Origin of the sequence: Citrobacter sp. Cpo148 (assembly GCF_030332375.1) — a bacterium.
Taxonomy (GTDB): Bacteria; Pseudomonadota; Gammaproteobacteria; order Enterobacterales; family Enterobacteriaceae; genus Citrobacter; species Citrobacter portucalensis.
The window spans coordinates 1-15,236 of the sequence record NZ_JAOWHY010000026.1 but is presented as its reverse complement, the minus strand read 5'-3'; the positions used below and the strand labels follow the sequence as shown (position 1 = coordinate 15,236).

Genomic DNA, 15,236 nt, shown 5'->3' with positions numbered 1-15,236 from the left:
CATGTTTTTGAGCCGCTTATGCAGCGAAGATGGCCTGTTTTGCAGAAATTAACTTATGGGGCACTTAGGGAGGAGGCTCATGAAGAAGAGTATCTGAGGATAACGCTTGAACTGAGAACTGCTTTACTAAAACTGCTTGCATAAGGTCTGTGTTCCAAACCGATGCCGCTATAGTAGACCTACTTCTAATCATTAAGCAAGCATTAATTTTTTTAATACCCACTGAGTGATGCAATGTTGAACCATCGCGGCTAAGCATCCTGGATAACAGCTTGATCTACAATGAACAAAAGCCCCGACTATTGCAGTCAGGGCTTTACGTTACTACACACTTCAAATTTAACATTAATAAACTTAACGATTTAATACTGCTGATGGTACTACTTTAAAATGTACACGTTTACTACAGATAATATTGGATATTGATACTAACTAAAACTTTCCTCTATTTACCGTTAAACACATTCCACCCGCTTGATAATAGAACTCAAGACTGGTGACCTAAACAAGTACACTTCCCCTCGCGACATATACTCTTTGATGCGTTACCTTATTTCCCTTGTGATAACCAGAAAAGCAGATATCACAAATATTTACTATAAATCATGGCGTTACATCGTCGCGTTTTACTGACTTTTTGCGATTAGATATATCAACTACGTGGCCTGAAAGCATTGTCGAAGTGAAAAAATAGCGTTTTCAGCATCGACTATCCCATACAAAAAATACTTCGTGGCCTTTATCGCAAACCCCAATCAAGCTCTACTAACACTTACTACGTTAACAGCAAACTACAATTTCTCCGCTGTTAAGTATTAACATACGGGTTTAAAAAACGCTGTCAATACTGTTTTTTATAACATGTATTTATTGACAGTAATTATATATTCCAGCATGTGATAAGCGAGTCAAAAAGCCGCTGGCCCTGGTCCAGATCGCAGGGTTCCGCCTCTTTTTGTAACCGGTTTCAGAAAAAGCGGCTTTCTTTGTGATGCCTTGCACACAATCGTTGCAAAGCAGTTGTTGCTATAGCTGGCTCGCGATAATTATCAACTCACACATGTTGATCGAGACTGCTTATGAAAAACATCGTTTTATGCTGTGCCGCCGGAATGTCCACCAGCATGCTGGTGCAAAGGATGAAAGATGCCGCCCAGAAAAAAGGCGTCGACGTCACTATCAAAGCCGTCCCGGTGGCCGAGTTTGAAGAGAATATCGCTACAGCGGATATCGTTTTGCTCGGTCCACAGGTTAAGTATGAACAGGCCAAGCTACAGGCGATCGCCGACCCACTAGGCAAAAAGGTCGCCGTTATCGACATGATGGATTACGGCATGATGAAAGGTGATGCGGTACTGGATAAGGCGCTGAAACTACTGGAGTGATGGTATGGAAGAGATAGAAACGATCATCATGGAGTTATTGGTAAACGCTGGCGCTGCACGCAGCCAGGCCCTGACGGCATTGCAACTGGCGCGTAAAGGTGATTTCGGCGGTGCAGAACAAGCGATGACGGAATCACGCGAGTACGTCAAACAAGCGCATAAAATCCAGACCCAGCTGATCGGTATTGACGAGGGCACCGGCAAACTACCGGTTAATCTCATCACCGTCCATTCGCAGGACCACCTGATGAATGCCATGGTGATTCAGGATCTAGCCGGCGATATGATTGAGCTTTATCGGCGGTTACCACCGATAAATTAATGACACTGCCGGATGGCTTCGTAGACCTGATAAACGCCATCAGAAATAACATAGACATAAAAAAACCCGCCGAAGCGGGTTTTTTATTATGGCCGGCAACGATTAATCGTTGTCAGAACCGCCCAGGCCTGCGTTCAGCAGTTCTGCCAGGCTGGCAGACGCATCTTCAGCAGTTACCTGCGGTGCAGCTGGCAGTTCGCCCGCTGCGCGACGGCGCATACGATCCTGGTGGTACGCATAACCAGTACCTGCCGGGATCAGACGACCTACGATGACGTTCTCTTTCAGACCGCGCAGTTCATCACGTTTACCTGCAACAGCTGCTTCGGTCAGGACACGCGTGGTTTCCTGGAACGATGCTGCAGAGATGAAGGACTCGGTTGCCAGAGACGCTTTGGTGATACCCAGCAGATCGCGGGAGAACGTTGCACCCACTTTGCCGTTCGCTTCCAGCTCGCGGTTTGCGATCTTGACGCGGGAGTATTCAACCTGCTCGCCTTCCAGGAAGTCGGAGCTACCAGCGCTTTCGATGGTGGCTTTACGCAGCATCTGACGAACGATAACTTCGATGTGTTTATCGTTAATCTTAACACCCTGCAGACGGTATACGTCCTGAACTTCGTTAACGATGTAACGAGTTACAGCATGCACACCACGCAGACGCAGGATGTCGTGCGGCGCTTCCGGACCGTCGGAAACTACGTCACCACGTTCTACACGTTCACCTTCGAACACGTTGAGCTGACGCCATTTCGGAATCATCTCTTCGTACGGTTCGCTACCGTCTACCGGGGTGATAACCAGACGACGTTTACCTTTGGTTTCTTTACCGAAGGAAATGATGCCGCTGATTTCAGCCAGGATTGCCGGCTCTTTCGGACGACGTGCTTCGAACAGGTCCGCAACGCGCGGCAGACCACCGGTGATATCCTTGGTACCGCCGGATTCCTGCGGAACACGCGCCAGGGTGTCACCAGAGCTGATCTGTACGCCATCTTCCAGCTGAACAATCGCTTTGCCCGGCAGGAAGTACTGAGCAGGCATATCGGTGCCTGGGATCAGAACGTCGTTGCCCTGAGCATCAACAATTTTCAGTGCCGGACGCAGGTCTTTACCACCCGCAGTACGCTCTGCAGAATCCAGAACCACCAGAGAAGACAGACCGGTCAGCTCGTCGGTCTGACGAGTAATGGTCTGGCCGTCGATCATGTCAGTGAAGCGGACGAAACCACTCACTTCGGTGATAACCGGCATGGTGTGCGGATCCCAGTTTGCTACGGTTTCGCCGCCAGCAACCTGTTCGCCATCACCTTTCGCCATAACGGAGCCGTAAGGCACTTTATAGCTTTCTTTGGTACGGCCGAATTCGTCGATCAGTTTCAGTTCGGTGTTACGTGAGGTGATAACCAGTTTACCGCTGGAGTTCACAACCGACTTCGCGTTGCTCAGACGGATGCTACCTTTGTTTTTCACCTGGATGCTGGATTCAGCAGCCGCACGAGATGCCGCACCACCGATGTGGAACGTACGCATCGTCAGCTGTGTACCCGGCTCACCGATGGACTGTGCCGCGATAACGCCGATTGCTTCACCTTTGTTGATGATGTGGCCACGCGCCAGGTCACGACCGTAGCAGTGCGCACATACACCAAAGTCGGTGTCACAAGATACAACGGAACGGACTTTAACGGAGTCAACGGAGTTCTCTTCCAGCAGATCACACCACTGTTCGTGCAGCAGCGTGTTGCGTGGAACCAGAATATCCGCCGTACCCGGCTTCAGAACGTCTTCAGCAGTTACACGACCCAGAACGCGATCGCGCAGCGGCTCTTTAACATCACCACCCTCGATAACCGGGGTCATGGTGATGCCTTCCAGAGTGCCGCAATCGTCTTCAGTAACAACCAGGTCCTGCGCGACGTCAACCAGACGACGAGTCAGATAACCGGAGTTCGCTGTTTTCAGTGCGGTATCCGCCAGACCTTTACGAGCACCGTGAGTAGAGATGAAGTACTGGAGTACGTTCAGACCTTCACGGAAGTTCGCGGTGATTGGCGTTTCGATGATGGAGCCATCTGGCTTCGCCATCAGACCACGCATACCGGCCAGCTGACGAATCTGTGCTGCAGAACCACGCGCACCGGAGTCGGCCATCATGTAGATGCTGTTGAAGGAAACCTGCTGCTCTTCTACGCCGTCACGGTTAATAACGGTTTCGGTTTGCAGGTTATCCATCATCGCTTTGGATACACGATCGTTCGCCGCAGCCCAGATATCGATAACTTTGTTATAGCGTTCGCCTGCGGTTACCAGACCAGACTGGAACTGCTCCTGGATCTCAGCAACTTCAGCTTCCGCTTCAGAGATGATCTCGTGTTTCTTCTCTGGGATGACCATGTCATCAATACCAACAGATGCACCTGAACGCGCTGCATATGCAAAGCCGGTGTACATTGTCTGGTCAGCGAAGATAACGGTCGGCTTCAGGCCCAGAATGCGGTAACAGGTGTTCAGCATTTTGGAGATAGCTTTCTTGCCCAGCGCCTGGTTGACGATGGAGAAAGGCAGACCTTTCGGTACGATCATCCACAGAATGGCACGGCCAACGGTCGTGTCTTTCAGGCTGGTTTTCGCAACGAATTCGCCGTTTTCATCTTTTTCATATTCGGTGATACGCACTTTAACGCGCGCATGCAGAGAGGCCAGACCTGCGCGATAGATACGCTCAGCTTCTTTCGGGCCAGTCAGCACCATGCCTTCGCCTTTGGCGTTAACACAGTCACGGGTCATGTAGTACAGACCCAATACAACGTCCTGAGACGGAACGATGATAGGTTCGCCGTTCGCCGGAGACAGGATGTTGTTGGTAGACATCATCAGCGCACGCGCTTCGAGCTGGGCTTCCAGCGTCAGCGGTACGTGAACAGCCATCTGGTCACCATCGAAGTCGGCGTTATATGCCGCACAAACCAGCGGGTGCAGCTGGATAGCTTTACCTTCGATTAGTACCGGTTCAAATGCCTGGATACCCAGACGGTGCAGTGTTGGTGCACGGTTCAGCAGTACCGGGTGTTCGCGGATAACTTCGTCCAGGATATCCCAAACGACAGCTTCTTCACGCTCAACCATTTTCTTAGCGGCTTTGATGGTGGTGGCCAGGCCACGCAGTTCCAGCTTGCCGTAGATGAACGGTTTGAACAGTTCCAGTGCCATTTTCTTCGGCAGACCGCACTGATGCAGACGCAGGTATGGACCTACGGTGATTACAGAACGACCGGAGTAGTCAACACGCTTACCGAGCAGGTTCTGACGGAAACGACCCTGCTTACCTTTGATCATGTCGGCCAAAGATTTCAGAGGACGTTTGTTAGAACCGGTGATCGCACGACCGCGACGACCGTTATCCAGCAGGGCGTCAACCGCTTCCTGCAGCATACGTTTTTCGTTGCGTACGATGATGTCCGGCGCAGCCAGATCCAGCAGACGCTTCAGACGGTTGTTACGGTTGATAACGCGACGATACAGATCGTTCAGATCCGACGTTGCGAAACGACCACCATCCAGCGGAACCAGCGGACGCAGATCTGGCGGCAGAACCGGCAGAACGGTCAGGATCATCCACTCTGGCTTGTTGCCAGACTGTACGAAGGCTTCCAGCAGTTTGATACGCTTGGTCAGCTTCTTACGCTTAGTTTCGGAGTTGGTTTCGTTCAGCTCTTCGCGCAGAGTTTCACACTCTTGCTCCAGATCCATGCTCTTCAGCAGGGCCTGAATAGCTTCCGCACCCATCTTCGCGTCGAATTCGTCACCGAACTCTTCCAGCGCGTCCAGATACTGCTCTTCAGTCAGGATCTGTTGACGTTCCAGGTTAGTCATACCGCCTTCGATAACTACATAAGATTCGAAGTACAGTACGCGCTCGATATCGCGCAGTGGCATATCAAGCAGCAGACCGATACGGGACGGCAGAGATTTCAGGAACCAGATGTGAGCAGTCGGAGACGCCAGCTCGATGTGGCCCATACGCTCACGGCGTACTTTAGTCTGGGTCACTTCAACGCCGCACTTCTCACAGATCACACCACGGTGTTTCAGGCGCTTGTACTTACCGCACAGGCACTCGTAGTCTTTTACCGGCCCAAAGATACGGGCGCAGAAAAGGCCGTCACGTTCAGGTTTGAACGTACGGTAGTTAATGGTTTCCGGCTTCTTAACTTCACCGAAAGACCATGAACGGATCATGTCTGGCGAGGCCAGAGCAATTTTGATCGCATCAAACTCTTCGGTTTTAGTCTGCGCTTTCAGAAACTTTAATAAATCTTTCACGGATTTGCTCCCGTCGGAGTTAGCACAATCTGGCGCTGGCTGTTACGCCAGCACCAGTGACCTGTTTGATCGAGAGTTACTCGTCTTCCAGCTCGATGTTGATACCCAGCGAACGAATCTCTTTCAACAGTACGTTGAAGGATTCCGGCATGCCTGGTTCCATCTGATGGTTGCCGTCCACGATGTTTTTATACATCTTAGTACGACCGTTCACGTCATCAGACTTAACGGTGAGCATTTCCTGCAGGGTGTATGCTGCGCCATATGCTTCCAGCGCCCACACTTCCATCTCCCCGAAGCGCTGACCACCGAACTGCGCCTTACCACCCAGCGGCTGCTGAGTAACCAGGCTGTAAGAACCGGTAGAACGCGCATGCATCTTGTCATCAACCAAGTGGTTCAGTTTCAGCATGTACATGTAGCCAACGGTAACCTGGCGCTCGAACTGCTCACCGGTACGACCGTCGAACAGTGTGATCTGACCGGAAGTCGGCAGGCCACCCAGCTGTAACAGTTCCTTGATTTCAGACTCTTTCGCACCGTCGAATACCGGCGTTGCGATCGGCATACCTTTTTTCAGGTTTTCAGCCAGACGCAGAACTTCTTCATCGCTGAAGGTATTCAGGTCAACTTTCTGACGAACATCTGAACCCAGATCGTAAGCACGCTGGATGAATTCGCGCAGTTTCGCGACTTCCTGCTGCTGTTTCAGCATGGCGTTGATCTTATCGCCGATACCTTTTGCAGCCATACCCAGGTGGGTTTCAAGGATCTGACCGATGTTCATACGCGATGGTACGCCCAGCGGGTTCAGTACGATATCTACCGGCGTACCGTTAGCATCGTGTGGCATATCTTCGATCGGGTTGATCTTAGAGATTACACCCTTGTTACCGTGACGACCTGCCATCTTATCACCAGGCTGGATCCGACGTTTAACCGCCAGATACACCTTAACAATCTTCAGCACGCCCGGTGCCAGATCGTCGCCCTGAGTGATTTTACGGCGTTTCGCTTCGAGTTTTTTCTCGAATTCGTGTTTCAGTTCGTCGTACTGCTCAGCCAGTTGTTCCAGCTGATTCTGTTTCTCTTCGTCGGTCAGGCCGAGTTCTAACCAGCGGTCGCGCGGCAGTTTGTCGAGCTTCTCAGCTTCAACACCACCGGAAACCAGCACAGCGTAGATACGGCTGAACAGGCCAGCTTCGAGGATCTGCAGTTCTTCAGACAGGTCTTTTTTCGCCTGCTTCAGCTGCATCTCTTCGATTTCCAGCGCACGTTTGTCTTTTTCTACGCCATCGCGAGTAAAGACCTGAACGTCGATAATCGTACCGGAAACACCGTTTGGCACGCGCAGAGAAGAGTCTTTAACGTCAGACGCTTTCTCACCGAAGATCGCACGCAGCAGCTTCTCTTCTGGCGTCAGCTGGGTTTCACCTTTCGGCGTTACCTTACCAACCAGAATGTCGCCACCAGTCACTTCCGCACCGATATAAACGATACCGGATTCATCCAGTTTGGAGAGCGCAGCTTCACCCACGTTCGGGATGTCAGCGGTGATCTCTTCTGGCCCCAGCTTGGTGTCACGGGACACACATGCCAGTTCCTGAATGTGGATGGTGGTGAAACGGTCTTCCTGGACAACACGCTCGGATACGAGGATGGAGTCTTCGAAGTTGTAACCATTCCATGGCATGAATGCCACGCGCATGTTCTGACCCAGCGCCAGTTCACCGAGGTCGGTGGACGGACCGTCTGCCAGCACATCACCACGTTCAACCGGCTCGCCCAGAGATACGCAAGGCATCTGGTTGATGCAGGTGTTCTGGTTAGAACGGGTGTATTTGGTCAGGTTATAAATGTCGATACCTGCTTCGCCCGGGTACATCTCGTCTTCGTTAACTTTGATAACGATACGGGAAGCATCCACGTACTGAACAGTACCGCCACGTTTAGCAACTGCAGTAACACCGGAGTCAACGGCAACAGCACGTTCCATACCGGTACCAACCAGCGGCTTATCAGCGCGCAGAGTCGGAACCGCCTGACGTTGCATGTTCGCACCCATCAATGCACGGTTGGCGTCATCGTGTTCCAGGAACGGGATCAGGGACGCACCGACGGATACCACCTGCTGGGTGGATACGTCCATGTAGTCAACCTGGTCGCGGCTGAACAAGCTGGATTCGCCTTTGCTACGGCAGGTAACCAGATCTTCTACAAAGTGGCCTTCGTCATCCAGGTTGGAGTTCGCCTGAGCGATAACGTAGTTGCCTTCTTCGATAGCAGACAGGTAATGAATTTCGTCAGTTACAACACCGTCGGTCACTTTACGGTACGGAGTCTCGAGGAAGCCGTATTCGTTAGTCTGAGCATACACGGACAGGGAGTTGATCAGACCGATGTTCGGACCTTCAGGCGTTTCGATTGGACATACGCGACCGTAGTGAGTCGGGTGTACGTCTCGAACTTCGAAGCCTGCGCGTTCACGGGTCAGACCGCCTGGGCCGAGTGCAGAGATACGACGTTTGTGCGTAATCTCAGACAGCGGGTTGTTCTGGTCCATAAACTGAGACAGCTGGCTGGAACCAAAGAACTCTTTCACTGCTGCAGAAATCGGCTTGGCGTTGATCATATCCTGAGGCATCAGGGTATCCAGATCGCCCAGAGACAGACGCTCTTTCACCGCACGCTCAACACGTACCAGGCCAACGCGGAACTGGTTTTCCGCCATTTCGCCTACGGAACGGATACGACGGTTGCCGAGGTGGTCGATATCATCGACTTCGCCTTTACCGTTACGGATATCGATGAGCTTCTTCATCACTTCGATGATGTCGTCTTTGCTCAGGATACCGGAACCTTCGATTTCGTCGCGCAGCAGAGAGCGGTTGAACTTCATACGACCAACCGCAGACAGGTCATAGCGGTCTTCGGAGAAGAACAGGTTCTCGAACAGGCTTTCAGCAGCTTCACGAGTCGGCGGCTCACCAGGACGCATCATGCGGTAGATTTCTACCAGTGCGCTCAGACGATCGTTGGTTGGGTCAACACGTACAGTTTCAGAAATGTACGGACCGTGATCCAGATCGTTAGTGAACAGCGTTTCGATACGCTTGTGACCAGACTGGCTCAGCTTAGCCAGCAGATCCAGGCTCAGCTCCATGTTAGCTGCGCAGATCAGCTCGCCAGTAGATTCGTCAACGTAGTCTTTAGCCGCAACTTTACCAGCAATGTATTCAACCGGAACTTCGATATGTTTGATATCGTCTTTTTCCAGTTGGCGAATGTGGCGCGCAGTGATGCGACGGCCTTTTTCGACGTAGACTTTGCCGTTAGCTTCAATGTCAAAGGAAGCGGTTTCACCACGCAGGCGTTCCGGCACCAGTTCCATCTGCAGCTTGTTGTCGCGAATTTCGAAAACAACTTTTTCAAAGAACAGGTCAAGGATCTGCTCAGTGGTGTAGTTCAGTGCACGCAGAATAATGGTCGCAGGCAGTTTACGGCGACGGTCAATACGTACGAACAGGTTGTCCTTCGGATCGAATTCGAAGTCCAGCCAGGAACCACGGTAAGGGATGATGCGCGCGTTATACAGCACTTTACCCGAAGAGTGGGTTTTACCTTTGTCGGAGTCAAAGAAGACGCCAGGACTACGGTGCAGCTGAGAAACGATAACACGCTCAGTACCATTGATTACAAAGGTACCGTTGTCAGTCATGAGCGGAATTTCGCCCATGTAGACTTCTTGTTCTTTAATGTCTTTTACGGTGCCTTCCGGCGCTTCGCGCTCGTAGATCACCAGACGCAGTTTTACGCGCAGCGGTGCGGAATAGGTCACGCCACGGATCTGACATTCCTGAACGTCAAACACCGGTTCGCCAAGGCGGTAGCTGACGTATTGCAGCTCGGAATTACCGCTGTAGCTCTGAATCGGGAAAACGGAACGGAAAGCTGCTTCCAGACCATACTGCCCTTCAGGATCTTGCTCGATGAACTTCTGAAACGAGTCAAGCTGGATAGAAAGGAGATAAGGTATGTCCAACACTTGTGGACGTTTACCAAAATCCTTACGAATACGTTTTTTCTCGGTATAGGAGTAAACCATTAGGGTTCCTCAGCTCGCTGACAAGTCGACCCATCTGTCCGACGAAGGGACAGTTTGTGCAACACTATTTTGTTGACCGGAAAATCGAATACTTTCCGCAATGCCTGTTGCTATCACGCTTAAACCATTTCATTGCGATTTACACAGAACTGATGCTCTGTCGCAGTATATTAAGACGTCGATAGAAACAAGCATTGAAAGGCACAGCAGTAGTCAAACAGTGTGAAATGCTACTGGCGCCTTACAGCGCAAAAAGGCTGGTGACTAAAAAGTCACCAGCCATCAGCCTAATTTCTTAGGCTGCAACCAGAAAAGTTGGCTTATTTAACTTCAACTTCAGCGCCAGCTTCTTCCAGAGATTTTTTCAGTGCTTCTGCGTCGTCTTTGCTGATGCCTTCTTTCAGGGCAGCCGGAGCAGATTCTACCAGGTCTTTAGCTTCTTTCAGACCCAGGCCAGTTGCGCCACGTACTGCTTTGATTACAGCAACTTTGTTAGCGCCAGCAGCTTTCAGAATTACGTCGAATTCAGTTTTTTCTTCAGCAGCTTCAGCCGGGCCAGCAGCTACAGCTACAGCAGCAGCAGCGGAAACACCGAATTTTTCTTCCATTGCAGAGATCAGTTCTACAACGTCCATTACGGACATAGCGGATACTGCTTCAATGATTTGATCTTTAGTGATAGACATTTAAATTGTTCCTGAAAATCAGAATAAGTTTATACGTAAGCAGATGCTTGAGAAAGATAACTGCGATTAAGCAGCTTCTTTCGCATCGCGTACAGCAGCCAGAGTACGAACCAGTTTGCCAGCCGAAGCTTCTTTCATGGTTGCCATCAGGCGTGCAATTGCTTCTTCGTAGGTCGGCAGAGTTGCCAGGCGATCGATTTGCGATGCCGGGATCAATTCACCTTCAAAGGCTGCGGCTTTGACCTCAAATTTTGCATTCGCTTTCGCGAACTCTTTGAACAGACGAGCAGCAGCGCCCGGGTGTTCCATAGAGTATGCAATCAGGGTCGGACCAACAAACGTGTCTTTCAGGCACTCGAACTGAGTACCTTCAACGACGCGGCGCAGCAGGGTGTTACGAACAACACGCATGTATACGCCAGCTTCACGACCTGCTTTACGCAGTTCAGTCATTTTATCTACAGTTACGCCACGGGAATCCGCAACTACTGCAGACAGCGCGCCTTTGGCTACTTCGCTGACTTCAGCAACAATCGCTTGTTTGTCTTGAAGATTTAAAGCCATTAGCTTTGCTCCTGGATGTTTGCCGGAACTCATGTTCCGGAACTCACTTCACTCTCCCCAACGGAAAGAGCGTCTAAATACGGTGAGCAGAAACAAGCCAGAGTATCAGAAATAATCTTAGCGTTCTGTCACCGTCTACGCAGGGCATTAAGTTTCTTACGAAACACCTGCGGTCTTCGACGGAGGCCTGGATAGGCCAGGCTCCAACGAACAAATCTTGTCTATGACTTCGCCCTTTGAACTGTAACCGCGTTAGCTACTCTCGTTCACACCGGTCATGTAGTTAACTACACTCCCGGCGATTCACTCAATTGCTGCCTTGCTACAATTCAAATGACTCGCATAGAGTTCTGTTTATTTAAACAGAAACGTGGGGGTAAGATTGTAGACAAAATCACCGCCCACGTAAAGGCGAATATTAGTTCGCCACAGTCGCAGTCAGACCGGACTGATCAACGGCAACACCAGCACCCATGGTGGTGGAGATGCTAACTTTCTTGATGTACACGCCTTTAGCCTGAGTCGGTTTCGCTTTTTTCAGCGCAACCAGCAGAGATTCCAGGTTTTCTTTCAGTTTGTCAGCGTCAAAATCCACTTTACCGATGGTGGTGTGGATGATGCCGTTTTTGTCGTTACGGTAACGAACCTGACCTGCTTTAGCGTTCTTAACCGCTTCAGCAACGTTAGGGGTTACAGTACCAACTTTCGGGTTTGGCATCAGGCCGCGCGGGCCCAGAACCTGACCCAGCTGGCCAACAACGCGCATTGCATCCGGGGAAGCAATAACAACGTCAAAGTTCATTTCGCCTTTCTTGATCTGGTCAGCCAGATCTTCCATACCTACCAGCTCAGCGCCTGCAGCTTTAGCAGCTTCAGCGTTTGCGCCCTGGGCAAATACGGCTACGCGAACGGAACGGCCAGTACCGTGCGGCAGTACAGTTGCACCACGTACGTTCTGGTCAGATTTACGAGCATCGATGCCGAGGTTAACGGCAACGTCTACGCTTTCTACGAATTTAGCAGTGGCCAGCTCTTTCAGCAGAGCAATAGCTTCGTTGATGTCATACTGTTTAGTTGCATCAACTTTGTCACGGATCACGCGCATACGCTTGGTCAGTTTAGCCATTTCTTAGTCCTCCACTACCAGGCCCATGGAACGTGCAGTACCTTCAATGGAGCGAGTCATCGCTTCAATGTCGGAACCAGTCATGTCGGCAGCTTTGGTCTGCGCGATTTCCTGCAGCTGAGCGCGGGAAATTTTACCCACTTTGTCTTTGTTCGGCTTGCCGGAACCAGACTTGATACCAGCCGCTTTCTTCAGCAGAACTGCTGCCGGAGGCGTTTTGGTAACGAAAGTGAAAGAACGGTCAGCGTAAACGGTGATAACAACCGGGATCGGCAGACCTTTTTCCATGGAATCAGTTTTTGCGTTGAACGCTTTGCAGAATTCCATGATGTTCACGCCTTGTTGACCCAGTGCTGGACCTACCGGCGGACTCGGGTTAGCCATACCAGCTGCAACCTGCAGCTTGACGTAGGCCTGGACTTTCTTAGCCATTCTAAATTCCTCTAGTTGGGTTATAGCGCCTCAAGGAGGCTCCCCGTGATTAAATTCGTTTTACGGACAGGGCCCATAAAAACAAAAGGCGCGAAATTGTATTCCAATCTCGCGCCTTGTGCAACGATTAAATCGCCGCTTTTTTGATCGCTATTTAGGCTTTTTCTACCTGGGCAAAGTCCAGTTCTACCGGGGTCGCACGACCGAAGATAGAAACAGAGACTTTCAGGCGGGACTTCTCGTAGTCCACTTCTTCAACCACACCGTTAAAGTCAGCAAACGGACCGTCACTAACGCGAACCATTTCACCTGGCTCAAACATCGTTTTCGGACGCGGTTTATCGCCAACCTGCTGCAGACGGTTCATGATCGCATCAACTTCTTTGTCGCTGATCGGCGCCGGACGGTCAGATGTTCCGCCGATAAAGCCCATCACACGCGGCACGCTGCGCACCAGGTGCCAGCTTGCGTCATTCATCACCATCTGGACCAGTACATAGCCCGGGAAGAATTTACGTTCGCTCTTGCGACGCTGGCCACCACGGATTTCGACCACTTCTTCGGTCGGCACCATGACTTCGCCAAACAGCTCTTCCATATTTTGTAACTTGATATATTCGCGCAGCGACGTGGCTACGCGGCCTTCAAAACCGGAAAACGCCTGAACGACGTACCAGCGCTTTTTAGGGGCTTCAGACATCTTAGAACCTCAGGCCAGTGATAAAGGATACCAGGCGAACCAGAATACCATCCAGTCCCCACAGGATCAGTGACATTACTGCGGTAACCGCAGCCACAATTAATGTGGTGTGCAATGTTTCCTGGCGAGTTGGCCAAATGACCTTACGGACTTCGGTTCTCGCTTCACGGGCAAAAGCAACGGTCGCTTTACCTTTTGTTGTCAACAGCGCGACACCACCCGCTGCGGCAATCAGAATCACTACGGCCAGCGCACGCAGCGGCAGCATCATGTCACGATAGAGGTAGTTGCCAACGATAGCTACAAGCAGCAATACAGCGACAACAACCCACTTCATCGCTTCCAGGCCGCGCCCGCTTCCTTGAGCTTCGGTATTCGCACTCATAAACCAACCTGTCAGAAGTATTCTACAAACATTTTCACCCCGCGTAAGCGAGGCGATCCAAACCGAAATGCTCTGGTGCGTTTCGGACTAAACGCCCTCTTCAGAGCCTGTCTCAGCAATGATTATGACAAAAAAAATCACTGATGAGCCAGGTTCTGGTGTGAAAGCGTGCAAAAAGGGCATCAAATGATGCCCTTTTATTGCGCATTGCGTCAAATGTTATTCGGCAATTAGCTCATTACTTTAGCAACAACGCCCGCACCAACAGTACGGCCGCCTTCACGGATTGCGAAACGCAGACCGTCGTCCATCGCGATTGGGTGGATCAGGGTAACAACCATTTTGATGTTGTCGCCCGGCATTACCATCTCTACGCCTTCTGGCAGTTCGATGGTACCAGTCACGTCAGTAGTACGGAAGTAGAACTGCGGACGGTAGCCTTTGAAGAACGGAGTATGACGGCCGCCTTCGTCTTTGGACAGAATGTACACTTCAGATTCGAACTTGGTGTGCGGCTTGATAGAGCCCGGCTTAGCCAGTACCTGACCACGTTCGATTTCTTCACGTTTGATACCACGCAGCAGAACACCAACGTTCTCACCAGCACGGCCTTCGTCCAGCAGTTTGCGGAACATTTCAACGCCAGTACAGGTAGACTTAGCAGTCTCTTTGATACCAACGATTTCAACTTCTTCACCAACTTTGATGATACCGCGCTCTACACGACCGGTAACAACGGTACCACGACCGGAGATGGAGAATACGTCTTCGATAGGCAGCAGGAACGGCTTGTCAATCGCACGCTCTGGTTCTGGGATGTAAGAATCCAGGAAGCCAGCCAGTTCGATAATTTTCGCTTCCCACTCTGCTTCGCCTTCCAGCGCTTTCAGAGCAGAACCACGAACGATCGGAGTGTCGTCGCCCGGGAAATCGTACTGAGACAGAAGTTCACGAACTTCCATTTCTACCAGTTCCAGCAGCTCTTCGTCATCAACCATGTCGCATTTGTTCAGGAACACGATGATGTACGGAACGCCTACCTGACGACCCAGCAGGATGTGCTCACGAGTCTGCGGCATCGGGCCGTCAGTCGCAGCAACAACCAGGATCGCGCCGTCCATCTGCGCAGCACCGGTGATCATGTTTTTAACATAGTCGGCGTGGCCCGGGCAGTCTACGTGTGCGTAGTGGCGAGTCGGGGTGTC

General features: G+C 51.1%; 11 protein-coding genes. 2 read left to right on the top strand and 9 right to left on the bottom strand.

Annotated features, from left to right (window positions below; genetic code table 11):
• Positions 1-1,079 precede the first annotated feature (1,079 nt).
• Both OGY10_RS00180 and OGY10_RS00175 read left to right on the top strand, forming a co-directional pair.
• A complete protein-coding gene (locus tag OGY10_RS00180) occupies positions 1,080-1,385 on the top strand; it encodes a PTS sugar transporter subunit IIB (RefSeq protein WP_003033102.1) in 306 nt (101 codons plus the stop codon).
• A 4-nt stretch (positions 1,386-1,389) separates the two neighbouring features.
• Complete coding sequence (locus tag OGY10_RS00175; protein ID WP_275260664.1) at positions 1,390-1,707, top strand: PTS lactose/cellobiose transporter subunit IIA; 318 nt, start codon at positions 1,390-1,392, stop codon at positions 1,705-1,707.
• Between the two features lie 102 nt (positions 1,708-1,809).
• Here the strand turns inward: OGY10_RS00175 and rpoC are convergent, their stop codons facing one another.
• The 9 genes from rpoC to tuf form a co-directional block, all read right to left on the bottom strand.
• A complete protein-coding gene (gene rpoC, locus OGY10_RS00170) occupies positions 1,810-6,033 on the bottom strand; it encodes a DNA-directed RNA polymerase subunit beta' (RefSeq protein ID WP_003826919.1) in 4,224 nt (1,407 codons plus the stop codon).
• Between the two features lie 76 nt (positions 6,034-6,109).
• Positions 6,110-10,138 (bottom strand): DNA-directed RNA polymerase subunit beta, encoded by a 4,029-nt coding sequence (gene rpoB, locus OGY10_RS00165; protein ID WP_003033111.1) that lies wholly within the window; start codon positions 10,136-10,138, stop codon positions 6,110-6,112.
• Positions 10,139-10,458: 320 nt separating this feature from the next.
• A complete protein-coding gene (gene rplL / locus OGY10_RS00160) occupies positions 10,459-10,824 on the bottom strand; it encodes a 50S ribosomal protein L7/L12 (protein WP_003033114.1) in 366 nt (121 codons plus the stop codon).
• 66 nt (positions 10,825-10,890) lie between these two features.
• Positions 10,891-11,388, bottom strand: coding sequence for a 50S ribosomal protein L10 (rplJ, locus tag OGY10_RS00155; RefSeq protein WP_001207203.1), 498 nt, complete (start codon positions 11,386-11,388; stop codon positions 10,891-10,893).
• A 418-nt stretch (positions 11,389-11,806) separates the two neighbouring features.
• Positions 11,807-12,514 (bottom strand): 50S ribosomal protein L1, encoded by a 708-nt coding sequence (rplA, locus tag OGY10_RS00150; protein ID WP_003033119.1) that lies wholly within the window; start codon positions 12,512-12,514, stop codon positions 11,807-11,809.
• Between the two features lie 3 nt (positions 12,515-12,517).
• Positions 12,518-12,946, bottom strand: a complete 429-nt coding sequence (rplK, locus tag OGY10_RS00145) for a 50S ribosomal protein L11 (RefSeq protein WP_003033122.1) — start codon at positions 12,944-12,946, stop codon at positions 12,518-12,520.
• A 154-nt stretch (positions 12,947-13,100) separates the two neighbouring features.
• On the bottom strand, positions 13,101-13,646 hold the full coding sequence (nusG, locus tag OGY10_RS00140) for a transcription termination/antitermination protein NusG (RefSeq protein WP_003033125.1): 546 nt from the start codon (positions 13,644-13,646) through the stop codon (positions 13,101-13,103).
• Between the two features lies 1 nt (position 13,647).
• Entirely contained in the window at positions 13,648-14,031 is a 384-nt protein-coding gene (gene secE, locus OGY10_RS00135) for a preprotein translocase subunit SecE (RefSeq protein WP_003033128.1), read from the bottom strand.
• Between the two features lie 230 nt (positions 14,032-14,261).
• The coding region (gene tuf, locus OGY10_RS00130; RefSeq protein WP_286575998.1) for an elongation factor Tu at positions 14,262-15,236 on the bottom strand (975 nt) is incomplete at its 5' end.

What these genes read in the sequence shown, in the direction of transcription:
- OGY10_RS00180 (WP_003033102.1), top strand. Translation starts at nt 1,080, where the DNA reads ATGAAAAACATCGTTTTATGCTGTGCCGCCGGAATGTCCACCAGCATG.
- OGY10_RS00175 (WP_275260664.1), top strand. Translation starts at nt 1,390, where the DNA reads ATGGAAGAGATAGAAACGATCATCATGGAGTTATTGGTAAACGCTGGC.
- rpoB (WP_003033111.1), bottom strand. Translation starts at nt 10,138, where the DNA reads ATGGTTTACTCCTATACCGAGAAAAAACGTATTCGTAAGGATTTTGGT.
- rplL (WP_003033114.1), bottom strand. Translation starts at nt 10,824, where the DNA reads ATGTCTATCACTAAAGATCAAATCATTGAAGCAGTATCCGCTATGTCC.
- rplJ (WP_001207203.1), bottom strand. Translation starts at nt 11,388, where the DNA reads ATGGCTTTAAATCTTCAAGACAAACAAGCGATTGTTGCTGAAGTCAGC.
- rplA (WP_003033119.1), bottom strand. Translation starts at nt 12,514, where the DNA reads ATGGCTAAACTGACCAAGCGTATGCGCGTGATCCGTGACAAAGTTGAT.
- rplK (WP_003033122.1), bottom strand. Translation starts at nt 12,946, where the DNA reads ATGGCTAAGAAAGTCCAGGCCTACGTCAAGCTGCAGGTTGCAGCTGGT.
- nusG (WP_003033125.1), bottom strand. Translation starts at nt 13,646, where the DNA reads ATGTCTGAAGCCCCTAAAAAGCGCTGGTACGTCGTTCAGGCGTTTTCC.
- secE (WP_003033128.1), bottom strand. Translation starts at nt 14,031, where the DNA reads ATGAGTGCGAATACCGAAGCTCAAGGAAGCGGGCGCGGCCTGGAAGCG.